25 protein-coding genes are annotated in these 25,344 nt (G+C 39.1%); 6 read left to right on the top strand and 19 right to left on the bottom strand.

Annotated elements, in window-relative coordinates:
- Positions 1-199 precede the first annotated feature (199 nt).
- Entirely contained in the window at positions 200-2,680 is a 2,481-nt protein-coding gene (locus ABIB30_RS11920) for a penicillin-binding protein 1A (RefSeq protein ID WP_354302283.1), read from the top strand.
- Positions 2,681-2,802: 122 nt separating this feature from the next.
- Here ABIB30_RS11920 and ABIB30_RS11915 read toward each other — a convergent pair whose 3' ends face one another.
- Positions 2,803-3,153 carry a GIY-YIG nuclease family protein gene (locus tag ABIB30_RS11915; protein ID WP_068400917.1) on the bottom strand — a complete coding sequence of 117 codons (351 nt, stop codon included), beginning with the start codon at positions 3,151-3,153 and terminating at the stop codon, positions 2,803-2,805.
- 134 nt (positions 3,154-3,287) lie between these two features.
- On the opposite strand from ABIB30_RS11915, the gene ABIB30_RS11910 reads away from it, so the two are divergent.
- The 3 genes from ABIB30_RS11910 to ABIB30_RS11900 all read left to right on the top strand — a co-directional run bounded on the left by ABIB30_RS11910 (position 3,288) and on the right by ABIB30_RS11900 (position 5,196).
- Positions 3,288-4,064 (top strand): XRE family transcriptional regulator, encoded by a 777-nt coding sequence (locus tag ABIB30_RS11910; protein ID WP_354302281.1) that lies wholly within the window; start codon positions 3,288-3,290, stop codon positions 4,062-4,064.
- Between the two features lie 55 nt (positions 4,065-4,119).
- On the top strand, positions 4,120-4,530 hold the full coding sequence (locus tag ABIB30_RS11905; protein ID WP_354302279.1) for a DUF4890 domain-containing protein: 411 nt from the start codon (positions 4,120-4,122) through the stop codon (positions 4,528-4,530).
- A gap of 87 nt (positions 4,531-4,617) precedes the next feature.
- Positions 4,618-5,196 (top strand): hypothetical protein, encoded by a 579-nt coding sequence (locus ABIB30_RS11900; protein WP_354302278.1) that lies wholly within the window; start codon positions 4,618-4,620, stop codon positions 5,194-5,196.
- A 69-nt stretch (positions 5,197-5,265) separates the two neighbouring features.
- Here ABIB30_RS11900 and rplT read toward each other — a convergent pair whose 3' ends face one another.
- The 14 genes from rplT to ABIB30_RS11830 form a co-directional block, all read right to left on the bottom strand.
- On the bottom strand, positions 5,266-5,610 hold the full coding sequence (gene rplT, locus ABIB30_RS11895; RefSeq protein ID WP_068400926.1) for a 50S ribosomal protein L20: 345 nt from the start codon (positions 5,608-5,610) through the stop codon (positions 5,266-5,268).
- 76 nt (positions 5,611-5,686) lie between these two features.
- The gene (rpmI, locus tag ABIB30_RS11890) at positions 5,687-5,887 is read right to left on the bottom strand and encodes a 50S ribosomal protein L35 (RefSeq protein WP_041887185.1); all 201 of its coding nucleotides are present in this window, start codon (positions 5,885-5,887) and stop codon (positions 5,687-5,689) included.
- A 26-nt stretch (positions 5,888-5,913) separates the two neighbouring features.
- Positions 5,914-6,483: a translation initiation factor IF-3 gene (gene infC / locus ABIB30_RS11885; protein WP_051759761.1), complete on the bottom strand. Its 570-nt coding sequence runs from the start codon at positions 6,481-6,483 to the stop codon at positions 5,914-5,916.
- A 13-nt stretch (positions 6,484-6,496) separates the two neighbouring features.
- Positions 6,497-8,422, bottom strand: coding sequence for a threonine--tRNA ligase (gene thrS, locus ABIB30_RS11880; RefSeq protein WP_354302274.1), 1,926 nt, complete (start codon positions 8,420-8,422; stop codon positions 6,497-6,499).
- A gap of 166 nt (positions 8,423-8,588) precedes the next feature.
- Positions 8,589-9,524: a LysR family transcriptional regulator gene (locus ABIB30_RS11875; protein ID WP_354302272.1), complete on the bottom strand. Its 936-nt coding sequence runs from the start codon at positions 9,522-9,524 to the stop codon at positions 8,589-8,591.
- Between the two features lie 154 nt (positions 9,525-9,678).
- Entirely contained in the window at positions 9,679-10,227 is a 549-nt protein-coding gene (locus ABIB30_RS11870; RefSeq protein ID WP_354302270.1) for a GNAT family N-acetyltransferase, read from the bottom strand.
- The gene (gene rpiA / locus ABIB30_RS11865; RefSeq protein ID WP_354302268.1) at positions 10,214-10,909 is read right to left on the bottom strand and encodes a ribose-5-phosphate isomerase RpiA; all 696 of its coding nucleotides are present in this window, start codon (positions 10,907-10,909) and stop codon (positions 10,214-10,216) included. The genes ABIB30_RS11870 and rpiA overlap by 14 nt, the downstream gene beginning before the upstream one ends.
- A 159-nt stretch (positions 10,910-11,068) precedes the next feature.
- Positions 11,069-12,097 carry a hemin-degrading factor gene (locus ABIB30_RS11860; RefSeq protein ID WP_354302265.1) on the bottom strand — a complete coding sequence of 343 codons (1,029 nt, stop codon included), beginning with the start codon at positions 12,095-12,097 and terminating at the stop codon, positions 11,069-11,071.
- 11 nt (positions 12,098-12,108) lie between these two features.
- Positions 12,109-12,891 (bottom strand): heme ABC transporter ATP-binding protein, encoded by a 783-nt coding sequence (locus ABIB30_RS11855; protein ID WP_354302263.1) that lies wholly within the window; start codon positions 12,889-12,891, stop codon positions 12,109-12,111.
- Positions 12,892-12,894: 3 nt separating this feature from the next.
- Positions 12,895-13,941 carry a FecCD family ABC transporter permease gene (locus ABIB30_RS11850; RefSeq protein ID WP_354302261.1) on the bottom strand — a complete coding sequence of 349 codons (1,047 nt, stop codon included), beginning with the start codon at positions 13,939-13,941 and terminating at the stop codon, positions 12,895-12,897.
- Entirely contained in the window at positions 13,938-14,786 is an 849-nt protein-coding gene (locus ABIB30_RS11845; protein WP_354302259.1) for a heme/hemin ABC transporter substrate-binding protein, read from the bottom strand. Before ABIB30_RS11845 ends, ABIB30_RS11850 begins: the two co-directional genes overlap by 4 nt.
- Before the next feature lie 193 nt (positions 14,787-14,979).
- Positions 14,980-16,032, bottom strand: a complete 1,053-nt coding sequence (locus ABIB30_RS11840; RefSeq protein WP_354302257.1) for an HmuY family protein — start codon at positions 16,030-16,032, stop codon at positions 14,980-14,982.
- 22 nt (positions 16,033-16,054) lie between these two features.
- A complete protein-coding gene (locus ABIB30_RS11835) occupies positions 16,055-18,151 on the bottom strand; it encodes a TonB-dependent receptor plug domain-containing protein (RefSeq protein ID WP_354302255.1) in 2,097 nt (698 codons plus the stop codon).
- A 154-nt stretch (positions 18,152-18,305) separates the two neighbouring features.
- Positions 18,306-18,698, bottom strand: coding sequence for a winged helix-turn-helix transcriptional regulator (locus ABIB30_RS11830; RefSeq protein ID WP_354302253.1), 393 nt, complete (start codon positions 18,696-18,698; stop codon positions 18,306-18,308).
- A 97-nt stretch (positions 18,699-18,795) separates the two neighbouring features.
- Here ABIB30_RS11830 and ABIB30_RS11825 point away from each other — a divergent pair, with 97 nt between their 5' ends.
- Positions 18,796-19,809 carry a zinc-dependent alcohol dehydrogenase family protein gene (locus tag ABIB30_RS11825; protein WP_354302251.1) on the top strand — a complete coding sequence of 338 codons (1,014 nt, stop codon included), beginning with the start codon at positions 18,796-18,798 and terminating at the stop codon, positions 19,807-19,809.
- A 47-nt stretch (positions 19,810-19,856) separates the two neighbouring features.
- Here the strand turns inward: ABIB30_RS11825 and ABIB30_RS11820 are convergent, their stop codons facing one another.
- Positions 19,857-20,594: a LytR/AlgR family response regulator transcription factor gene (locus tag ABIB30_RS11820; RefSeq protein WP_354302249.1), complete on the bottom strand. Its 738-nt coding sequence runs from the start codon at positions 20,592-20,594 to the stop codon at positions 19,857-19,859.
- Positions 20,595-20,870: 276 nt separating this feature from the next.
- Here ABIB30_RS11820 and ABIB30_RS11815 point away from each other — a divergent pair, with 276 nt between their 5' ends.
- Positions 20,871-21,578, top strand: coding sequence for an HlyD family secretion protein (locus tag ABIB30_RS11815; RefSeq protein ID WP_354302246.1), 708 nt, complete (start codon positions 20,871-20,873; stop codon positions 21,576-21,578).
- Between the two features lie 2 nt (positions 21,579-21,580).
- Here the strand turns inward: ABIB30_RS11815 and ABIB30_RS11810 are convergent, their stop codons facing one another.
- From ABIB30_RS11810 to ABIB30_RS11800, 3 genes are read right to left on the bottom strand one after another with little or no spacing between them, the layout of a single operon-like run.
- A complete protein-coding gene (locus ABIB30_RS11810) occupies positions 21,581-22,225 on the bottom strand; it encodes a response regulator (RefSeq protein WP_354302244.1) in 645 nt (214 codons plus the stop codon).
- A gap of 53 nt (positions 22,226-22,278) precedes the next feature.
- Positions 22,279-23,292 carry a chemotaxis protein CheB gene (locus ABIB30_RS11805; protein WP_354302242.1) on the bottom strand — a complete coding sequence of 338 codons (1,014 nt, stop codon included), beginning with the start codon at positions 23,290-23,292 and terminating at the stop codon, positions 22,279-22,281.
- 20 nt (positions 23,293-23,312) lie between these two features.
- A complete protein-coding gene (locus ABIB30_RS11800; RefSeq protein WP_354302240.1) occupies positions 23,313-24,938 on the bottom strand; it encodes a PAS domain-containing sensor histidine kinase in 1,626 nt (541 codons plus the stop codon).
- Positions 24,939-25,344: the final 406 nt, after the last annotated feature.

Here is a 25,344-nt window from a genome sequence, read left to right as displayed (position 1 = left end):
CAAGCCATATCAAATACTACCCGTACCTATTTCTTGTTTATAAAATTCTGAATTTGGTTTAAATTGTCTTTCTTTGCCTTCTAAATTGAGCTATATTTCCAGTATATACACTTAAGAATCCAACCCTTTCGTTTAATGGTTTGATTTGGATATAGGCTCAGCAAGCTTACAATTTTTACTAATTTTTTGACCATACTATATGTTTAAAGAGATCCATAATAAATACCTGCGTTATTTCTCCGTATTTATTTTCTGTATCATCATTTTCTTCTGTGCACTTCAACTGAATTTTCTGTGGCTGTTTGGCTACTCTCCTTCCTACAAGGATATTAAACTGCCTACTCAAAGTGTAGGTTCGGAGCTTTACACTTCAGACGGGAAGTTGATAGGACGATATTACAAAGAGAACCGTACCCCTGTTATCTTCAAACAAATCTCTCCAAGCGTAATCAATGCATTGGTAGCAACAGAAGATGTCCGTTTTTATAAACATATGGGGATTGATTTCAGGTCTTTATTGTCAAGCGGACTTTCAACGGCTACAGGCGATAAAAGAGGTGCAAGTACCATCACCCAGCAGCTGGCAAAAAACATGTACCGGACCAGGTATAACAAATCACAAGGCTTTATCAAGCATATCCCGGTCATCAGAACTATAGTTTCTAAATTAAAAGAGTGGATGACGGCCGTCAAGCTGGAAGGCAACTATTCTAAGAATGAAATTATTACCATGTACCTGAATACAGTTTCATTCGGGAACAATGCATACGGGATTAAAACAGCAGCGAGAGTTTATTTTGATAAACAAACTGATTCGCTGAGTGTACCTGAATCCGCTATGTTAGTGGGTATGCTGAAAGGGACGACTACTTATAATCCTATCAGAAACCCTGAAAGAGCGTTAGAAAGAAGAAACGTTTCTTTATCACAAATGAATAAGTATGGCTATATCACAGCCGCTGAACTTACACAATATAAAAACACACCTGTAAAACTTAAAGAAGGCAGAGAAGACGAAGGCAGTGATGGTGATTCATACCTGAGAGCTGCTGTAGCAAAATATCTGGAAGCCTGGTGTGATAAAAATGGATATGATCTTTATGAAGATGGTCTTAAAATATATACGACCATCGACTCTAAACTTCAAAAATACGCAGAGGAAGCTGTAGCAGAACAAATGAAAGTTGTTCAACGCAGGTTTTACAGTGTTTGGGGAAAAGAAGATCCATGGCAGGATTCTGAAAAGAAAAAAGTGGATTACCCTGGCCGTGCGATGAAGAATCTTCCGATTTATGCGATGCTGGAGAAAAAACACCCAAACAATCCTGATTCGGTAACTGCTTACTTCAACAAGAAGAAAAAGATGAAAATATTCACCTACAAAGGTGACCGTGATACGCTTTTCTCTACGCTGGATTCGATCCGTTACTATGGCAAGATCATGAATACCGGGATGATGACTTTAGATCCTTTCAATGGTAAGATTAAAGTATGGGTAGGTGGTTTAGATCATAAATTCTTTAAATATGACCATGTGAACCAATCTAAACGTCAGGCGGGTTCAACATTTAAACCATTTGCTTACCTGGCTGCTTTTGAGAGTGGCATGAGCCCTTGCGATACTTTTATTGACAAGCCGGTTAAAATCAAATACGAAGAAAAAGGCAAAACAGAATATTGGGAGCCTAGAAACGCCAACTGGCAGAATAGTTACCGTGAAACTTCCCTGCGCGCTGCAATGGGCCGTTCAATCAATACAATTACTGCACAGGTAACAGAAAAAGTAGGTTGGGAAAATGTAGTTAAATGGGCACATGAGTGTGGGATTGACAGTCATCTGGAATCTGTTCCTTCTGTAAGTTTAGGCCCAAATGATGTTTCTGTATTTGAAATGGTGAGAGCTTATGGAACATTCCTGAATAAAGGGGTAAGAACAGATCCGATTTTAGTAGAAAGAATCACGGATCAGGATGGTAATTCACTGGAAGATTTCGTAGCTAAAACCAAAAGAGTAATTTCTGAGGAGATTGCCTGGTTAATGCTTTATATGTTCAGAGGCGGGATGGAAGAACCAGGAGGAACTTCAAGGGCGTTATGGGAATGGGATCTTTGGAAAGAGAATAACCAGATTGGTGGTAAAACAGGAACTTCTTCAGATTACGTAGATGCCTGGTATATGGGAATTACCAAAGACCTGGTAACGGGTGTCTGGGTTGGTTGTGATGAACGTTCAGCTCACTTTAAGAATGGTGAAACTGGTGAAGGATCACGCACGGCTTTACCTATTTTCGCCAAGTTTATGGAAAAGGTTTACCATGATAAGAGTACAGGATACACTTATGGGCCATTCCCGAAAGCAACAGTACCCATTACAAGAAACTATAACTGCCCTACTCCGGTTTATGCGGTAGATACCACTAAGACTGATAGTGTAGCCACGGATTCACTGCATGTTGCTGTACCTGTAGAAGGTGATAAACCAGCAGAGAAACCGGATGAAGTAAAAAGCGAAACTCCGGAAGCTCCTGTAAAACAGCTGACACCAGCAACCGTACCACTGACCAGGAAAGAGGAACGTGAACTCAGAAAAAAGAAACGTCAGGAAGAAAAGGATAAGAAAAAAGAAGAGGAAAAGAAAAAGGACGAAGAGAAGAAGAAAAACGAGGGTAAATCCAAATAACCTCTAAAAGGCCAGTAGAATATTCTCACTGGCCTTTTTAATTATCAAACCCAGACCCAGACATCAGCAGACTATTTGTCTGCTCAGTAAAAGCAAGTAGAGTGAACCCGGTTTCTCTCTATTTAAGACATAATAGTCAATGGTATTTTCACCTGCGTGGATAATGGCCTGCTCATCGTGATATGTTCAAAGTCAAGACCAATAGTCAGATCAATCCAGTCCGGGTTACAGGCACGAACCAGACGTTCCTTCTGCATCCTGGTAAATCTGCTGATCACCTTGAAACGGTTCAGTGCCTGTGATTCAGTTTTAAGTTCTTCGAAATAAACCAGGCGCGTAAGCTGCTGGCCGCTGTCAAAGAACAGACTTGGCATTTTTTTATAAAAATCAAGCGTCTTAATTAAATCAGCGCTCATTCCAACATGTAAACTAGTACGGTTTCTATCGGTCACGATGTAGACAAATTTTCTCATTGCTTGTAGTTTAAATTATCACCACTAATTAAATTAGCATATATATTTGCAGTGCGAATAAATATTACTAACTTTATTGGTACAATAATACTAACAATTTTAGTAAAAACAAATTATTTTTAATCTTTTATTTTATGTCGAATATTTCCGTAAATCTCAAATACTTAAGAAAGAAAAAAGGCCACACACAGCAGCAATTTGCTGATTTGATGGGAATTAAAAGATCATTGGTTGGAGCTTACGAAGAAGACCGTGCAGAACCAAAATATGATTTGCTAAAAAAAATAGCAGAACATTATGAGTTAACAATGGACGAGTTTATCAACGAAATTATCAACGATAACTGGAAGCCTAAATTAAAAAGTCAGGGTTCAAACTTAAGGATACTTAGTATTTCTGTGGATCAGAGCGATAATGAAAACATTGAGATGGTTCCTGTAAAAGCCAGCGCAGGTTACCTGAACGGCTTCTCAGATCCTGAATATATCAAAGACCTTCCAAAATTCCAGTTGCCCCTGCCCTCCTTAAAACAAGGCACTTTCAGAGCATTTGAAATTGTTGGAGATTCTATGCTGCCAATTCAACCGGGCAGTATTATTATTGGCGAATACATGGATAACTGGAATGATGTAAAAACCGGGGAAACTTATGTAATCGTCAGCAAAAATGAAGGCGTAGTTTATAAACGTGCAGGAAACCGCTTCAAAGAGAACAAGGAATTGAAACTGGTATCTGATAATAAGCTGTACGACCCTTATAATATTCCGGCTGAAGATATCCTGGAAATCTGGAAAGCAAAGGCTTACATCAGCTCTACACTTCCTGATGCAGCGCCTGAACCAACGATGGAGACCCTGACCAATATGATGTCGCAGATGCAGAAGTCAATTTCACAAATGAATAAAAACTAAATCGCTTTTAAACCCTTTCTCTGTTTTTCACTCTATGCTATAAAACAACATACAAATGAAAAAAATCGTTTTAACATTAGCCATAGCATTTATTGGATTAGCTTCCAGTTATGCGCAAAGTACAGGTAAGCAGAAAATGACTCCTGAACAAAGAGCAGAGAAAAGTACCGCTAAACTTGAAAAAGAATTGAATCTGACTGCCGATCAGAAACAAAAGGTATACGCAGTAGAGCTTGACAAGTACAAGCAAACTGAAGCATGGCATAAACAAACCAGTGCAGACAGAAAAGCGAAGAGAGATCAGCACATGACTTCTAAAAAAGAAACAGATGCAAAGATCGACCAGGTTTTAACTGCTGATCAGAAGAAAAAACTGGATGAACTGCGCACAGCGAAGAAAGCCAGAATGCAAGACAAAAAAGACCATCACAAAGGACCTAAACCTGCGGATAAAGTACAAGAATAAGCTATAGGATCACACCTGTGAAGCCTCCGGAAAGCAATCTGCTATCTGGGGGCTTTTTTTCTGAAAAATTATGCTGCTGCCTCTGATGTGATTGCAAAAGCAAAATGGAATGCTGTAGTATTACAGGAAATCAGTGTAAAGCCTATTCCTTATTCATTGACCAATAGCGATATTGGTAATCCTAACGCATCGGGCTTCAGCGCAAACCACGCAGCCAACCTCACTACATTGGCCAATGCAAATCACAACGCTTACTACAGTGCCGCGAGTCACGATGGAAACATTGCTGGTGTTGCTCCTGTAGGGGAAGCATGGGTAAATGTATGGGCAGCAAAAATAGCTAATGCAGATCCTTACCTGGGTAATTCAAACCTGCCAATTTTATGGTATGGTCTGAACAAAGTTAATGATCCTCGGATCAGTAAACCTGATTATCATCACCCTAATACTTATGGTGCTTACCTGAGTGGCCTCGTGCTCTTTCAGCAAATCACAGGTGTTGATGTACGTACCTTGGGTGCACAGGAAAAAGCTGCTAACAGCCTGGGTATACCAAGTCCAGTAGCAACCCAATTACAGCTGATTGCGTGGCAAACAGTTACTAAGGAGAGTTCACAACCAGTCAATCAAACTGTAGATCCTTGTACGATAGGCAGCGGGATATAAAACTTAAAAAGTTAAGACAAAAAAAAGGGTAGCAAATTGCTACCCCTTTTTCGTTGATGTTATATATTTCTATTTAACTGTATCAATTACTGCTTTGAAAGCTTCTGGATGATTCATAGCTAAATCAGCTAAAACCTTACGGTTTAAACCAATGTTTTTAGCCGCTAATTTACCAATGAATTGAGAGTAAGAAATTCCATATTGACGCGCACCAGCGTTAATACGTTGAATCCACAAACCGCGGAATTCTCTTTTCTTAACTTTACGGTCACGGTATGCATATTGCAAACCTTTCTCAACCGTATTTTTTGCTACAGTGAATACTTTACTTCTTGATCCCCAATAGCCTTTGGCCATATTAAGGACTTTTTTCCGTCTTCTTCTCGAAGCTACTGCGTTTACCGAACGTGGCATAGTGTTGTTGTTTTTTGATAAACGGTGTTGCGTATTTCAGCAAACTTACTACCGGGTACCTGGTTTAAAATTCTAATTATTTACCGATAGCAAGCATACGCTTAACGTTGCCCATATCAGCAGCTGACACCATTGAGGTGTGACCCAAATTACGCTTACGTTTAGTAGACATTTTTGTTAAAATGTGACTTTTGTATGCGTTTTTTCTTGCGATTTTACCGGTTCCAGTAAGCGAAAAACGCTTTTTAGCACTGGAATTGGTTTTCATTTTTGGCATAACCTGTTCTTATTTATGTAATTTATTTATTTTTTTGCAACTTTTGGAGCAAGGGTAAGGAACATACGTTTACCTTCTAACTTAGGTAAAAGTTCAACCTTTCCTATATCTTCCAAAGCTTGTGCGAACTTAAGCAATAAGATCTCTCCCTGCTCTTTGTAAACGATCGCTCTACCTTTGAAATGCACATATGCTCTAACTTTCTCCCCATTCTCAAGGAAACTAACTGCATGTTTCAGTTTGAACTGAAAATCATGATCATTCGTGTTAGGTCCGAAACGGATCTCCTTAATGATGGTTTGTTTAGCATTCGCCTTAATCTCTTTCTGCTTTTTCTTTTGTTCGTAAACAAACTTGCTGTAATCGATTATTCTACAAACCGGTGGAACTGCGTTTGGTGATATTTCTACCAGATCCAACTCCAGTTCATCGGCAAGGGCTAAAGCTTTTGCCAAAGGATAAATCCCCGGTTCAACATTATCGCCAGCTAATCTAACCTCCTGGGCTCTGATAAACTGATTAATATTATGTTCTGCTTCTTTTTTCTTAAAAGGAGGACGTGGTCCCCTATTAAATCCTGGTCTGCCTAATGCCAAATTTATATACTGTTTAAACTGTTATTTCTTTAATTAATAATTCGCTGAACGCCTGGATAGTCATTTCTCCTAAATCTCCTTCTCCGTGCTTCCTTACTGATAATTTTCCTTCTGCCATTTCCTTTTCCCCGATAATCAGCATATAAGGAGTTTTTTTCACCTCAGCGTCCCTGATTTTCCTTCCGATTTTCTCATCGCGAAAGTCAATCAAACCGCGAATATCGGAATTATTTAGTTCATCTGAAACTTTTTTGGCATATTCTTCATACTTTTCTGAAATAGGAAGGATTATAAATTGCTCAGGAGAAAGCCATAATGGGAAATTTCCTGCACAATGTTCAATCAAAACTGCTATAAAACGTTCCAGAGAACCGAATGGAGCACGATGGATCATCACCGGTCTGTGTTTCAGGTTGTCGCTACCAGTATATTCCAGTTCAAATCTTTCCGGTAAATTATAATCTACCTGGATAGTTCCCAACTGCCATTTTCTACCTAAAGCATCTTTCACCATGAAATCCAGTTTCGGCCCGTAAAATGCAGCCTCACCATATTCGATTACTGTATTCAAACCTTTCTCTGCAGAGGCTTCGATAATTGCATCTTCCGCAAGTTTCCAGTTTTCATCTGTACCGATATATTTTGATTTGTTTTCCGGATCTCTCAGGGAAATCTGAGCAGTGTAATTTTCAAATCCTAAAGATTTAAATACATACAATACCAGATCAATTACTTTCATAAACTCATCTTTCACCTGATCTGGACGACAGAATAAGTGTGCATCATCCTGAGTAAACCCGCGAACCCTTGTTAAGCCGTGTAACTCACCGCTTTGCTCATAACGGTAAACAGTACCGAATTCTGCTAAACGCAATGGAAGGTCTTTATAAGACCGTGGCTTAACTTTATATATTTCACAGTGATGCGGGCAGTTCATTGGTTTTAACATGAACTCCTCCCCTTCCTGAGGTGTTTTTATCCCTTGAAAAGAATCAGCTCCATATTTATCCCAGTGACCTGAAGTTACATACAGGTTTTTATGACCAATATGCGGAGTAATTACTTGTTCATATCCTGCTTTTCCCTGTGCTTTAGTTAAGAAGTTTACTAAACGTTCGCGCAAAGCAGCTCCTTTAGGTAACCATAATGGTAAGCCCATCCCTACTTTCTCAGAGAAAGCAAATAATTCAAGCTCTTTTCCTAATTTCCTGTGGTCGCGTCTTTTAGCTTCCTCGATCATCAACAGGTATTCTGTTAATTCACTCGCCTTAGGGAAAGTAACACCATAAATACGGGTTAACTGTTTTTTAGTCTCATCACCTCTCCAGTACGCACCAGCAACGTTTGTTAACTTTACGGCCTTAATAAATCCTGTATTGGGAAGATGCGGGCCACGGCATAAATCAGTAAATTCACCTTGTTTATAAAAAGTGATTTTACCATCTTCCAATCCCTGTATAAGGTCTAATTTATACTCATCGCCTTTTTCAGTGAAATACGCAACTGCATCTGCTTTGGAAACATTTTCTCTTACAAAAACTTCTTTCTGTCTGGCTAGTTCCATGAATTTAGTTTCTATCGCTTTAAAGTGATCTGAAGAAAATTCCTGATCTCCAAAATCAACATCATAATAGAAGCCTGTTTCAATAGCAGGACCGATACCGAATTTAGTACCAGGATATAGCGCTTCTAATGCTTCGGCCATAATGTGGGCAGAAGAGTGCCAGAAGGTAGCTTTACCAGCGGTATCATTCCAGGTTAATAATTTAACTGCTGAATCTTTTTCAATAGGTCTGGAAGAATCCCAGACTTCGCCGTTAACTTCGGCTGCTAAAACGTTACGGGCAAGACCTTCAGATATCGATAAAGCAATCTGGTGGGCACTTGTTCCCTTTTCATATGGACGTACTGAGCCATCCGGAAGTGTAATGTTAATCATCTACAACTATGATTTATATGTGAATTTAATGAATTAATGGTGTCGAATCACTTACAAGGTGATTTCTTGGAGACAAAGGTAGGTTTTTATGCCGCAATTCGGGAAATAAATTCAAAAATGGGGCAAATGTCCCTGTTCATTTCCCCTGTTTAATTGCTAATTAGTTTTACGAAGCGATCAATGTACTTGTTTCATTTTCCAGCGGTACCATCTCCTTCTCAAAAATATCCTGGATCGTTTTAATTTCCGCAGCATAAATTGTTTTCTTACGCATAGCGAAGTGCAGAATATTTTCCATGACTTTATTTCCCTCCCAAACTAATTTAACGCTGCCATTCAATATTTCGTGGCGGCATAAAAAATCCGGTACCACCGCAAATCCCTCCATTCCTTTAATACAGCGCACAATAGAGCTCATATTAGGGACAATGTAATTAGGTTTAAAATCCAGTCTTTTATTAAAATTGAAATGCCAGAATCTCATCAGGTGCTCCATATCTCCAGAAGTACCATACCAGATTTGATGTTTCAGCCACTCCTGCATCCCTTTCAGGTTTCCATCTTTATGCATCAGGTCAAAATCTGTCATGTCATTTTTTGATCCCCCTACCAGCACAATCCGCTCTTTTGAAAATGGCTTATAGGCGATATTCTTCATGGTATTATCCATATGCGGGGTAATAACCATGTCGAGAATTCCGTTATCCAGATCGTTCAGCATTTGCGGATAATCCCCGAATTTCACAATCACATTAAAGGATAAACTTGATAAATAAGGTTCAAGCATCAGCTGAAAGGTCTCAAAACACATTCCTAAGCTTAAGGTCGGTTTTTCCTTTTCAGTACTCCGGTGGAAGTGTTTTTCGGCCTCTTCTAATTTCAGTAAAGCTTCCAGTACAAAGTTGTACATCACCTTACCTCTTTCGGTTGGAACCATCTTTCTGGACGTTCTGTCAAAAAGTTTATAGCCCACATAAGACTCTAAAGAACTCAGGTGCAAACTTACTCCCGGCTGAGACACAAAAAGTGCTTCTGCCGCTCCGGTCAAAGTGCCTGTTTCATAAATAGCTTTAAATGTGCGGTACCATTCGAGATTTACCATAGTATCATTATTATAATACAAATATACGATTTATATCATAATAATAAACAAAACAGCAAAGCGTTTGTAGCTGGGCTTTGTATCACAACCCTACAGTACTATACCAGATCTGCTCCATAACAAGGCCGTAAAATCAGCCTGACGAAGAAATCTTTTAACGATTAATCCGTGAATAAATAACCGCATCCAGAAACTTGCCTTCATAAAAACAATTCTCCTTGAAATGTCCTTCTTTCACAAATTTATGTTTGATCAATAACTGTTCAGAAGCAGTGTTATCCGGGTCAATTACAGCTTCAAGTGAGTGAAATTTAAGCACATTAAAGGCATAGTCAATCACTGTGGTAAATGCTTCACTGATAATCCCTTTCCTGTGATAATCCGGATGAAGAATATAACCGGTTTCTGTCCGGTAGTTCTCTGGTTGCATTCTGATCAGACAAATCATGCCCAACAATTTAGGATCATCCTTAAATGAAATCCCCCAGTTGATACCTACATTGTCTTCAATGGCTTTATTCACCACATTGATATGTTCCAACGCATCTTCTTTAGTCTTTGCAAGCGGGCGGGGAATATATTTCATCGTCTGCGCATCAGATCTGATGGCAAATACTTCATCAACGTCGGCAGGCGTAATTTTTCTGAGTATTAAACGCTCCGATTCCAATGTCGGGAAGGGATCAAAGTTAATTTCTAGCATATATTATAGTTTCGGTTCCTTTTCCCATGATAATCTTTGAGGTAAGCTGCACAAATAAGCCATGTGCTAAAATCCCTTCTATCTTGTTTAAGCTTTCTGATAAAGCAGCAGGATCGCTGATCAGTCCAAAGTCTGCATCTACAATAATATTATGATTATCTGTAATAAACGGTGAGTTGTCTTTCATGCGGACTTCTCCTTTACCGTTCAATTTACCAAGCTGTTGTACCACATAGTTAAGTGCAAGTGGCACCACTTCAATGGGGACTTTAAATTTCCCCAGCTGTGTGACCAGTTTACCCGAATCAGCAATAATAATTTCATTTTTAGTAAGGGAAGCCACAATCTTCTCTCTGAATAATGCGCCACCCCCACCTTTAACTAAATTCAACTGCGTATCAAATTCATCTGCCCCATCTATGGTGATATCAATTGATTTAACCTGATCCATCGGCAGCAGTTCAATTCCTAAGGATAGGGCAAGCGAAGCAGTATGCTCAGAAGTCGGTACACCTTTGATTTTCAGTCCTTTTTTTACTAAAACAGCTATTTCCTGAATGGCAAAAAAAGCGGTAGAGCCAGTACCTAGTCCAACGATATCATTTTGCTGAATAAATTTAACGGCTTCTCTGGCTGCGATCTGTTTTTCAAGATCTTTTTTATCAATTGATTGCTTGTCCAAAATATAAGGATTAAATAAGAAATTTTAAGGTTTCACTGACTATTTGAGCGGCGTTAGCTGCTGCTAAAACTAGGAAAAAAAACAGAAGGCCGCAAATCAGAAAAGCCCGGCCATAACGGCCGGGCTTCCTGGTATAAACTTAATTAATAGCAACAAAAACTAAGAAATAACGGCTACTTCATTCACCATCAGTCTCCAATGCTCATTCTCAGGAATACCTGGTTTACGTTTACCGAAAAACTGAACGATGAGCTCACCAGCCTGATCAAATACCTCAATGCTGGTTACAATACCATCTGAAGTAGGTTTTTTAACTAACCATACTTTATCAATTGCGTCTTCACGCAAGTGCATATTAAAATCAGGGTCTAAAACATTAAACCATGGGCCAGTTTGCAATAAGTTCTTAACCAGACCTGTATGAATCTGGATACAGCCTGCACTTCCTGTAAACACCATGATTTCCAAATCAGTTTCAGCAGCTTTTTCCAGCATTGCTTTTAAAGATTCTTTGGTAATGACCACTGCATGGCCTTCTGGAGCTAAACGTAAGCCTTGTGTTCTGGTGACACCGAATTTCCTTAACATACCGTGAAAATCGTGCGTATCCTGTAATCCAAGCCAGGTTTCTTTAAAAGCTGTCGCATCAATTTCTGAATCAGGTTTTTCAACGACTACCTTTTTATCTGTATTGATCAAAAGAGCTTCCTGCTGATCGGGGGCAGTAAACGCAGCGACTAAAGCATCATATGCTTGTATATCGCTTGTTTCTACCAGGTAAATCTTATGAATTGCTGCGCCGTCTTTACCAAAAAACTGTAAGCTTTTTCTGCCATTCTCATCCACCGCAAAAGCAGATGACCATTGCATCATGAATAACCTTAAATCAATATCAGGGTTTACCAGAAGCCCCATAGGGCCAGAAAAGGTAACATTTTTATAAATACCTTTACGTTCATGAACGCAATAGTCGTTGCGGGTCAAAGCCATTACTTTACCTAATGACTCTACTGCTTTCAGAATTTCCTGGAAAGCATTGGTCAGACGGGTAACTGCTCCCCCGATTGAAGTCGCTAGTAATTCAGCTTCAGTAGTTGCTAATTTTTTAGCGGCATCTCTTATACGTACTTTAGGATTTTCTGCTTTGAAAGCTTCCCATTGACTTTTTAATTCTAATACTTTTTCCATTGTTATTAATTTTATGTTTGTATAGTTGCTGGAATAACCAGCGGACAATTATATCCCTCGCATGCCATTAACTTAACGTTAATACTGAAGGTTTCATGTATATTTTCGCAATTAATTACTTCCAGCGGTGTCCCCATAGCTACTTTCCGTCCGTCCTTCAGCATTAATATTTTATCGGCAAAACGGGAAGCAAAATTGATATCATGCAAGATACAAATCACACAATAACCACGATCGGCCAGCCTGCGGGCAAGCTCCATAACTTGCTGCTGGTAAAGCAGATCAAGACCATTGGTCGGCTCATCTAAAAACAAGCAGGCATCCGGACAATCATAAATTTGTGCCAGGACACGGGAGAGCTGAACCCTTTGCTGCTCACCTCCTGAAAGGGTATTGTAATCTCTCGCCGAAAGATGGGTAATACCGGTTTCTTCCATGACCTGTTTTACGATTTCGTAATCTTTGGGTCCCGGCTGATGCTCAAAATGGGGATATCTCCCCATCATCACCAGTTCATTCACAATAAAAGAAATAGAGATCGTATTTTGCTGAGAAAGTACTGCACGTTGTCTCGCCAGTTCTGGCAAAGTATATTTTTTCAAATATTGCCCGCCCAGTTTAATATCACCATAATTCGGCGAAATCTCTCTGCACAATAGTTTCATCAATGTACTCTTACCTGCGCCGTTAGCACCCAGAACAGCTAATAATTCGCCAGATTTCACGTCAAAACTCAGCTCTCTTACTAATTCTTTCTTCCCAATTTGATAAGTGACATTTTCTACCTGGATCATAGCTTAAAGTTTATTTTTATTGCGTTCTGTTACGATGATGTACATAAATACCGGGGTTCCGATTAATGCGGTTAAAATACCGATAGGCAGTTCTGCCGGAGCAACAATAGTCCTGGCAACCATATCTGCAGCCGTCAGTAAAGCTGCACCCAGAAGCGCTGATCCAGGAACAACTAACCGGTTATCGGCGGTAAATGTCATCCTCAGGATATGCGGGATGATTAACCCGATAAATCCGATTACTCCTGCAACTGCAACGGACGCACCAACAGCCATCGTCGCCAGTACAATGATGATTCTTTTCATGTTAACCACGTTAATTCCCATATGTAATGCTTGCGCATCGCCCAGGGTTAGCGCATTGAGTGATTTGGCTAAAAAAGGAAGGGTCACTACTGGTATAATAATAAATGGTAAAAGTCCGCTTACCGTTTCCCAGCTTGCCCCGCCCAAACTTCCCAAACTCCAGAAAGTAATTACTGGTAATTGCTCATTTGTAGCCATATAGGTTAATAAACCTACAAATCCGAGTGCCAGAGAGTTAATGGCAATACCAGATAATAACAGGGTTGTGATCTCAGTTTTGCCATACCTGGAAGACATCCGGTAAACAATAAATGTGGTTACGCAGGCACCAATAAACGCTGCCAGAGAAATGGCATAAAAACCAATTACACCACCTATTTTGGTAAAGAAACTAACTTCTAATACAATGACCAGTACGGCACATAATGTAGCACCAGCCGAGATACCTATTAATCCAGGTTCTGCCAGTGGGTTTCTGAATAAACCTTGTATTGCTGCGCCCGATATACCAAGTCCCGCGCCAATTAACACCCCTAAAACCACCCTTGGCAATCTTATATTCATTAATACTGCTGCCTGTTGTGGTTTAAAATTTATCGTCTCTGAAATTCCGGTTTTATAAGCGATGATCGATAAAAACTCAGGCACAGTAATCGCTACCGCTCCTACACAAGAAGAGATGATCACCACCAACAATAATAGGATGAGCAGCAGTAACAGAATTAATTTTATCTTTTTACTCAATTGATTTTAGTAGCTAGTTCTTGAATCGCAATTCCTAAACGTGGGCCAAAGCTGCCTAACAGTTCACCATCCATACTGATAATTTTTTTGTTTTTACCCGCATTCGTTTCTTTGATTCCCTGAATTTTCGACACCCCTTCTGCCCCGCCTAAACTTTTCAAACCTGAATCAAAAAGCAAGATCACGTCTGGATTAGCTTTCACTAAAGCTTCAGCAGTTAAGGGTTTGTAATCAGCAAATTCGGTTACTGCGTTCTGACCACCTGCCAAAACAATTGCTTTCTCTACTTGCGTACCTGTACCACCAACCATCATTGTTCCGGTACCACGTGCGTAAATGAATAAAACTTTAGGTTTGCTGACCGCAGGTTTAACTTTTGCCAGATCCTGATCTAGTATTTTGATCAATGAGTCACCTTTGGTTTTTACATGCAGGCTATCAGTCAGGGTGTGGATCAGCTCTTTTGTTCCTTTGACAGAAAACTCCTGATCAACCAGTAAAAGTTTTACTCCAGCTGTTTTAAATTGTGCTTCCAATGCTGGGCTAAAATCCTTTTTAATACCGATAACCAGACCTGGTTGTAAGGCTAAAATCCCTTCCGCATTGATGTTACGGTTATGCCCTACCTTTGGTTTTGCTTTTAAACCTTCTGGATAATTACTGGTAATATCTGTACCCACGATATTCTTTTCTAAACCCGCACCAGCCAATACTTCACTGATTGATCCGCTTAGGGATACAATTTTAACACTGTCAGCAAGACCTGCTGTAGCTTCTTGTTTGTTTGCATTACAGGCTCCCAAACTAATGGTTGCTACCGCCACTGCTAATAAAGTAAGTTTCATCTGTTTATTTATTTAAGTTTTTGTTAGATGTAGCCTTTGATGACTAAAATATTTATTGCCCTGTGGGTTTAATAATTATTTTAATCATGCCGGGTTCATAATTTTTTATTTGAATAATGATTTGGTTTTCATTTAACTAAAGGCGGCTTTTATATCCATGAAAGACCGCCTTCGCAACCTAAACTAACCAAGTTTATGCCTTTTTAACCAGTTTGTATTCAATTACTGGTTTACCGCGAACTCCCGCATCTTTTTCATGGAAGCTCACAAATTTCAATTTATAGATATTACCTGCACCATCTTTAACCAGGTAGAAACGATCTGTTTTTACACCTACTGGCGTACCCGAAGTAATTCTCCAGTTACCAGCGATAACTTCTCTTTTACCTGCAAATACTTTTCCTGTTAAGTTAGCTTCCGCGAAATCTGCAAAAGTAACTTTGCTATCTGCTACGATCACTTCTGCTGCAGTTACCCCGCCAACGAAATTGATCAGTACGAAATCAGAGAATGTATAAGGTATAGTTGCGTTTGCTTTATAAGTTGCCAATGTCCATTGGATATCCCAGTTTGCTTTTACGGGTTCTACCTCAACTGCTCCTATTTTGAAGGATACATATTTAAAGTTGAAAGCTGCGTCCTTAGTAACATTCAGCGTCTTGAATGTTTTATCAGTGATTTTAGCGTATTGTAAAGTATAACCAGCACCTGCACGGATTACACGGATTTTTTCCCATCCCGTAGTACCACCACGATTTACGATATAAACTTTATTGTCTGCATCGGTCGCTGAAATAGTTTTAATCACCGTCCCAGCTAAATAAGTTGCAGCATCTCCATCAACTGGATCGATATAGCTAAACCCACCTGCACCCTGACCCAGGTTTAAATCACCTGAGATTGCTAATGCTGTCGTATCCGTTTCAGTAACCAGGTTTAAATCTGTTTTATTCAATGCAATGGCAGTTGCACCTACAGTGTGGTTCAGGATTACTTTAAAATCATCACCTGAATAAAATCCAAGATCCCATGAAGTACGGGCGACAGCAGTCTGTTTATCTGTACTAAAGTCTACGAAAACACTGTTTCCCGCAACTGTACCAGGTTCAGAGCCGATCAGTCCATTTAAGGTAAGTGTACTTCCTGAAGAGGCAGGAGTTACAATAATTGGATCACTATCTTTTTTGCAGGCGGTAAAGGCAGTTGCCAGGCAAAGTAAAGTGATTAGTGGAGTAAATTTTTTCATGTTGTGGTTTATTAATAATTATTTAATTTTTCGTCCAGTTAAAGCTTAGTCCGACTACATAAGAGCGGCCGTAACTTGTAGGGATAGACTGCCCTCCTGTACCATGTGCACCTCCAGTGCCTAAAGAAGAATTACTGAGTGTGGTAATGTTAAACAGGTTATTTACACCTGCATTCAGCGCGAATGCTTTAAATATTTTTTTTGTGATCATCAGATCTGCAAGAGTGGAAGAGCCGATTTTTGTCAATCTTATCCCCTCTCCATTATCGCCTGTAAAAGATTCATATTGTCTCCTTGTTCCATTAAACTTGGCTGAGAGGTTAACAGTTGCACCATATTGAGGCAGGCTGTAAGTCAGATTGGTATTAATTTCTGGCGACCAGACAAATTCTGGTGATTCTCCATAGGTTTTTGCGTCCGTACTGTATTGATTATAAGTACCTATCATACCCAGACCTAATGATGCCTGAAAATGTTTCCATGCCCAATTGTTCTCCAAAGTACCGCCTGTTGTCTTATATTTTGCCAGATTCACTAGCTCAGAAAGCGTAGGGTCAGCTGCTGAAGTCACGTAGTCAATTCTGTTTTTAATGTAGTTATAGTATCCACTCAGCACCGTCTTTACGGTAAATCCCTCTTGTTCAACCGTTGCCAGAGAAAGAGAAGCATTCAGGCTGTTTGATTGCTCAGCTTTCAAGTTTAAATTCCCCAAAATAGTATGATTCGCATCTATGAAGTCGAAATATAGCTCACGAAGTGCCGGGGCACGGAAACCAGTAGCATACCCCAGGCGTAAATCAAGTTTACCGGTTAAAACTATTTTGGTATTCAGTGATGGAATAACTGGTGGCGCATCATAAACAGAGTTTTTAATAAATCTAAGTCCCGGACGAAGCGTTACCCCGTTGATCAAATTGAGTTCTGAAGAGACGAAAAATGCGTAATCATTAATTGTCGGTTCTCCCTTAATCCTGGCCCCCTCTGCATGATCGGTATTAATTTCTATACCCGGCTGAAATGAAACCTGATCCGACATTTTATAAACCAATGTGGTCCGGAACGCACCTGAACTTAATTTAGCTACATCCTGTTGGCCTTGCCCGGTAGTGAGCTGGTCTGTGCCGGTCGCATAATCATGTTCTGTCGTTTTTGTAGCACGATTCAACATATTATAAGCAATAGAGCCACTAAGAGTTAATTGATCATTGAACCGATAATCACTCTGTAATTGATGGATATAGCGTTTAACGGTAAATACCTGGTTGATTGCTTTATTTGCATTTACAATATAGCCACCTTTACTATCAATGCTTTCGTCCAGATAGTTCAGCCTGTACCAGATATTGAAATTATTATTTCTGTAGCCCAACCTCCCATTAGCCATCCATTTTAATTTTGGCTTCCAGCGGTTGCGGTCTAAAGCAACCTCGTTGGTGGTGGTCAGTGGTCCAGGTACATTAAATCCGTTGAAATCGTCGCGGGTAAGCCCGGCAAGGACACTCCATCCTTTGTTTTGCCATTCTCCACCCACATGCTGCATATGAGATCCTGATTTTCCAAAAGGAGAATATTCGTTTCCAGCAGTTTCTTCTTGTATTCTTGCGTTAATATTCAATGTTTCTTTGCCCGGTTTTTTAGTGATCACATTAATTACCCCAATCAGGGCATCAGAACCATAAGAAACAGAAAGCGGCCCTTCAACAATTTCAATACGTTCTACTGTATTGATATCGATCTGATTCAAACTTTCACGTTCGTCATTTCTATCGATCATAGGCACGCCATCCAGCAGGATTTTTATATTCCGGCCGCTCATCCCCATCATTTGTACATCACTGACACCTAAAGCCGGGTCACTGGTAAACCTGAATCCGAGTTCTGTATTTAAAACTTGCTGAATACTTGTTGCCGCTTTCAGACGTATACGTTCTGCGTTAATAATACGGGTCCTGTAAACAGAATTCTTTAATGATTGTGGCTGATACTCACCGGTAACCACTACTTCTTTTAATTTATTGCCAACAGTGTCTTTTTTCTGCTGACTAACAGCAGTTTTGTTCTGCGCATAAGAAGTTGCAGTGGATATAAATATTGTAATCAGGAGGTAACCAATTTTCATTCAAAAACCTATTTAGAATTATTTTAAATAACTCTGCAAGTATAAGAAGTTATTTAGACTAATTACAAATTAAAATGAAAATAGTATACAATCCACTGATAATGAATTCAGTATTAATAGTTAATTAGCAGACAATTCTACTTTACGCAATATCTTAAATGGTTTTCTTTTGAAATGTGGGTTTAATCCGGACTTCGTATGGAATATGCTTTTTGCCCCAGCTACATAAATCGTGCATTACATTCACTAACGCTAACCCACTTTCTGTAATTTTATATTCTACTCTTAAAGGGACTTCATTAAAAATTTCCTTTTTAACTAGTTCGGATTTAATCAGCTCATTTAAAACATTTGACAATACATTATCCGAGATTCCAGTCAGACATTCTTTCAGATAAGAAAACCTGGATACGTCTTCTTTAATCAGCACCAGTACTTCTGAAACCCATCGCTTGCCAATGATCCGTAAAACCTTGTTCAGGGTACAACGCTCATCAAGATAAAGTTCATTCAGCGTATTGGTGGAATTGAATTTTTTGGTGCTCATACTCACTTAATTATTAGTAACTCATAATCGGCAAAAGGATATATTAAACAAGCAATTAGCCATAATTTTGAGGCAGTAAAACTAAATATTATTTCAAATGAAAGCTTATCAAATTACAGAAAATTATAACATAGAAACATTGGCTTTGGTACAGAAGGACTACCCTAAAGTATTACCTCATCAGGTATTGGTTAAAATGAGTTCGGTATCCCTGAATTACAGGGATCTGCTTGTCATTAATGGTATCGATAATTGGAAACCACCAGTTGGACGTGTACCTATTTCTGACGGTGTTGGCAGAATAGTTGAAGTCGGGAACCAGGTAAGCTCACTGGCAGTTGGTGACCGTGTGGCAGGTCTTTTTCTTCCGAACTGGATTGAAGGTAAACTCAGACCTGAAAAACTTACAAATTCCCTGGGTGGAAGGGCACACGATGGATTGCTACAGGAATATGTTGTGTTTGGTGAAACCGAAGTGATCGAAGTGCCAGCTTTTCTAACTGATGATGCAGCGGCCACATTACCATGTGCTGCACTTACGGCCTGGCACGGATTAATTGAAAAAGGAAAGATAAATAAAGGAAATACTGTACTGATTCAGGGAACAGGCGGAGTCTCTATATTTTCCATGCAATTTGCCTTAATGGCGGGTGCTGAGGTTATTCTTATTTCCAGCAGTGAAGAAAAGTTAAATCTGGCCAATAAAATGGGCGTCAAGCATCTGATCAATTATAAAACAACCCCGAACTGGGAAGATAAGGTGTTGGAATTAACAAATGGTTCAGGAGTTGATCACGTGGTTGAAGTTGTCGGAAGCGACCATATTAACCGATCAATTGATGTCGTATCCTTCGATGGTACGGTATCATTAATCGGAGTGATCAATGGCCTGTATGGAAATATTAATACCGCGAAAATTATGTCCAAAGAAATCAAATTACAGGGAATTGAAGTCGGTTCTAAGGAAATGTTTGAAAGAATGAATAAAGCCATAGAAGCCAGCCAGATGCAACCGGTCATTTACAAAACATTTCCGTTCAGTGAAGCGAGGGAAGCTTTCCATTCTTTACAGGCAGGAAATCATTTTGGAAAGATTTGTATTCAATTTTAAGTTTCGTGAAGACTTCCCGGATGAAATCGGGAAGTCTTGATTTGGTCTTATTTATTAGTTTTTAACACACTTAAACCCACGTACTTAAAAAAGGAATCTTTGTAGGTATTTCCGAGCTGCAGAATAGTTTTATTCTTTAAAACAACCATATTCCCTTCTATATGGCTAATCTTTTTATGGTTCACTACAAAGGATTTATGGATACGCAGAAAGCTCGATTCCGGTAGTTGAGGAAGGACATTTTTTAAAGGAACGTAGGCAATGTAATTTTCATTTTCCAGGTTAAAAACCACCTGATTATCATTTGATTCTACATAATAGATATCATCAAATTCTATCTTGATCAGCCTTCCTTTAACGCCATGTTTAATGTAAATGTGAGAAACTGCAGATGGCAAATTTTGAGCCGATGGTTTTCCACTTAACATCGGGACAAAACTGATCACTTTATGAATAGCCTGCATAAACCTTTTATGGGACACCGGCTTCAATAAGTAGTCTACCGCATTATGACTGAAAGCGTCAAAAGCATAATCTCTGTATCCGCTTACAAAAACAACTTTAGTTGACGTAGTAATCAGCTGGCAGAAATCCATTCCATCCAGCGCAGGCATATTAATATCAAGAAAAACCAGATCTGGTGCCAGCCTGTTTACTTCAATCAGCCCTTTTTCAGGATTACTATTAAACCCAACCAATTCAAGATAAGGAACTTCACTAATATACTCTCTTAAAGTACTGATTACATGATACTCATCGTCAACAATATAGCAGGTAATATTCATCGGTCAATTTAAATTAGTCTTAAGCTGGTATTCCGTGCGATGAATGTACTATATATCCACCTGATTAAATAATTCATTTGAGATTTTTTTAACCCTCTTAAAAATTACGTTTACCTCCCAAATACTTACTTTAACCCAAATTATTTCAGAATACCAGACTATATCAATAATTTGATCAAAAATATAACTTTTCTACCTATGAAAAGGACAAGTCAGGGAGGTCTAGCTCCTTGGCTTGTTTTATATTCTGGCTGGCCTAACTGAAATAGTAATTTGATGAAACTGAAAGAGACAGACAGCGCTAATGCTGGTAAACTATGGAAATGGTTTTTCAACTGGGATGTGGTGGTAACATGCCTTTCAATGATCTTAATTGTCCTGGCTGCGCTTATGATCCCCTATAAGGATAGTATATCTTTCAATGCTCAGTTTCATACGCAGCACAGAATTGTCCCTGTAATCAGCCCTTACAATGGTATTATCAAAAAAGACATCTTTGATACTAACGATGCTATCGAGCCAAATAGTTTTCTATTTACCATTTATGATTTATCTGCGCAAAAAGAAACATCAGTGTATGCAACGGAAGCGGGCTATTATCTGCCTAATAAGATTGAGTTCAAAAGCAAAACCTATGTCAGTAAAGATGATACCCTATTTTATATCATGCCTGATATTAAGACCAAGGGAGAGGTTTATTGTACGGCAGCAGCCGATAAATTCAACGTTTCCAGATTGGAAACCGGGCACAAAGTAACCATCAGTGTGGCACGGAACGAGGAAGTTTTCAGTATTTCCGGAAAAGTCTCTTTCATCTCAGAGACCCCGGATCATTCAGGAAAATATCCTTTTCAGATCAGTCTTGAAGATAAAGACATTCAGAATATTTCAGAAAAGGGGATGTTTTATTTTGATCAGCAGGGAAAGGCCCAGATTAATTTTGAAGCACAAAAACTAGGCTACAAATTGCTGAGCTTTTTATGAATTTATTGAATAATTCCGCTTAAAACTGCATATCTGATCAGAGCGGCAGTATTTTTCGCTCCTGTTTTTTCGATCAGACTTTGTCTATGCCCTTCTATAGTACGCTTGCTGATAAACAGTTTGGCAGACATTTCATTATTTGTTAACCCTTCGGCAATCAGATCTAAAATCTCAATTTCCCGCATAGAATACTCCACATTATCATTGATCCGGTTCAGTGGAACTGTAGAAATTGATTTATTCAATGAACGCATAGCTAATTCTGCACATAAATACTGACCTCCGGAACTGACATGTTTCAAAGAAAATATAAGTTCATCAGCACTTACACTTTTAAGCAGATAACCAGATGCCCCTTCAGAAAAGGCCTGAGAAACATATTTATCATTATCGAGCATAGAAAGCATCACGACCTGTATAGCCGGGCTTTTCAGTTTCAATTCCTTAATCAATGCTATCCCGTCCATATCGGGCATATTAATGTCAGCCAATACAATGTCAACTTTAATTCCACTGTCGATAATCTCCAATACTTCCAAACCATTCGTAGCTTCTCCGGCAATACTGATTTCTTTGTCAGCCTCTAGCAACATACGAATCCCGTTGCGTACAATATTATGATCTTCTGCTAATATCAGGCTTAACATAAACGTTCTTTAATTTCTTATACTTTAACAATTCTCTTCTATATCACCACACATCATCCTTCTGTTGCTGGCAACTTCCCCAGATCCATCAGCATCTTCCTGAGCCTGTCGATATGCACCTGTATTCCTTCGGCCCTTTCATTTCTTGTGGTATCAACAGGTAAATTCTGATCTGCCAGTCTTGGCCTGCCCATATTGAGCAACAGGTTTTTTCGCTCTTCCATCATTCTTATCGCAATCCACAGAGAGTCTTCGATGCCCTTTAACTGCTGATCTTCAAAAATCCGCTCTGTAAATGAATGCCCTGTATAACAGCGGTAACGTGGTATGGTATCATTGGCTATTTTAACCATTGTACCACCACATTCCGGACAAGTAAGATGACTGAAGTCACCTAATTTAGTCAAATCTTTCATACTTGTAGTCATTCTTCTGGTAATCTCTGCTTCCAGTTTTACGTCTGCAGGAACCTCTGTTGCTACGCAGGGAGTGTGAGAAAATCTATCGGTTAAAATATGTCCTATTTCATTCAGCGCTACTTTATAATCGACTTCCATAGCGTTTAATACACTGTTAGGCATATCAGGGAATTCCGCTTCTTCAGGGTCCTGAACAATACACAATCCACCGCTCCTTTTGATCGCATACATTCCCGAAACTCCATCATCCAGTAGTCCTGTTAAAATAATTCCTGTTACACAACTGCCATATGCTGCCGCGGCAGATCTGAAAAGTACATCTATAGCGGGCCGCCAGTGGTTTTCAAAAGCACCTTTGCTCACTAGAATTCTGTCCTTGATTAATAACAGGTGATGATCTGCTTTAGCCAGATAAATTGTTCTATTTTCGATTTCCTGCTGATCTTCAACAACCTTACACTTTAAAAGTGTATGCTTCTGAATTCCCTTTAGAATTATTTCTGAGTTTGAATTACCCGACAGATGAATCACAATGAATACTGCTGCATCGAGATCCTGTTTAAAGCTTGCTACCAATTTTGCGATAGCAGAAAATCCACCTGCCGAAGTACCAATCGTAATAATGTTCTTTATTTCTTCTGCTTTCATATGCTGTGATTTGAATTGGATTATACCGAAAACTCAGCTGTATTTTCAAATGTAATAGTCACGACTAAACCCTGTTTAGTGTTATTAAATTTAACTTCTCCGTTTAATAGGTATACTATGTTTTTAATTCCACTTAAGCCTGATCCGATATGGCCCGCCTGTTCTGTACACGGAATAAACCCAATTCCATTGTCCGCCACCTTTATAGAAACCAAGCTTTCATTTAACCGAACCTTAATTTCTGCTTTTGTCGCTTTTGCGTGTTTGATACAGTTACTGATCAGCTCTTGTATCATCCTGAAAATATAGAGCTGTACTTCTGATCGCAGATGATCTGCTGCGCTATCGATATAAGTCTCAATATGAAAATGGTTTGTACTGGTACGCTGCGCCATTTCTTTAATCCCTGCAACAAAGCCGAAATCTTTCAATACAGTTGGCGTAAGTTCATAAGAAATTTGTCTGGTTTCCTTAATAACCTGATCCAGTAATGCATTTACATTTTTAAACTCCCCTTTCAGGCAGTTAGTCCTTTCCACACTTTCCAGGTTAAGCTTAATTCCATAAAGCAGTTGACAAACACTATCATGCAAAGCTCTGCTGATTAGATTACGCTCTTTTTCCTGTGCAACCAGCGTTGCGGAGAGAATTAGCTTTTGCTGGTCATTTTTCAACAATTCAGCTTCACGTTCTAATCTTTTCCTTTCGGTAATATCTGTAAGTATTCCGGCAAAATAACTGAATTCTTCCTGCATTTTAATTTCATGTCCCTTTGCAGCAATGTATTTGAAGTTGTCTTCTCCGGTTGCGATCCTGAATTCAAGATCGATATCTTTCACTCCTTGCATAGCGCCCAGAAGATGGTTGCTTACCTCTTGCTGATCATCGGAATGAACTAAAGCAATCAACCCTGAAATAGTTCCATTAAAATCCCAGCTTTTGATCCCCATAATACTATGGCTATGTGGATCCAGGAAAACAGAACTTGTTTCACCGCATATAGTCCAGGTACCGGTTGCAGAAGCGCTGAGTGTCATTTCGAGCCGTTCCTTTGTCTCTTTTAAAACTTGTTGTGCATTACGGCTTTCTGTTACATCAATAACGGTAATATAATATTTGACATCTGTTACGGTGATGCTTGAAATCGCCCGTCCTTCCATCCGGGTAAAAATCACCTGATCACCAGCTAATTTCAACTTAATTTCTGCGGTTTGCTTGGTATCATTGTATTGCATCCTATACAGAAAATTGTAAAAATCCTCCCAGGACTGCGGTGAGATGAAACTCTGAAATCGCTGGTAAATAATGGTCTGTCTGGCTGTGTTAAGCAGATCTATACCATTCTGATTTGCTTCTTCAACTATTCCCAGATAATCAAGAATAAAATAACCAACGGGCGCCAGGTCAAATAAGCCTACAAATTTGGCTCTTTCCTGATCCAGTGTCAAATAGGAAGTTTTCAATTCGTCATTTTGCATTTCCAGCTCTAGCTGGTATACCTGAAGTTCATTGAGCAGGATATTAACGTCATCAAGTGTCAGACTTATCTTTGAAGAAAAATTCTCATTTTTATACTTCAGTTTTTCTGATAAACGACCAATTAATGATGTATTATTTTCTTTCGCTGAACTTTGACTTTTATCCACTGTTTTGATTTCTAAAGGTTATCAACGATACTCAATCTATTCCTTCTTCAACCTTATTTACAGGTTGGGTTTTTACAAAAACATCTTTAGGCCTTATCTACTGGAAATTATGTTGTATAAATACGTCAGCAGGGCTTGTTTGTAAGAGCAAACTGTCAAGCTTATTGGTTTTCCATTTGTTGTGAACAATCTCCATAAAGGATTGTTCTATAATTTCTTCCTCTTTTAAATTAAATTGCTGTTAAACCAAATTATTCACGACCAGTGCTTATCTGTCTTTGTCCAGAACCAACGTAGCTTCAGGAACAATATTAATCATTCCTTTTGCATATTCCAATTATGACAATAGCGTGCGCTCCATAGCTTTTACAGGTGTGATTTTTGTAAACGTAACTACTGCACCGTT

Source organism: Pedobacter sp. UYP1, from assembly GCF_040547305.1.
GTDB lineage: Bacteria > Bacteroidota > Bacteroidia > Sphingobacteriales > Sphingobacteriaceae > Pedobacter.
The sequence above is the reverse complement of the archived record's forward strand: the minus strand, read 5'-3'. Positions and strand labels throughout refer to the sequence as shown.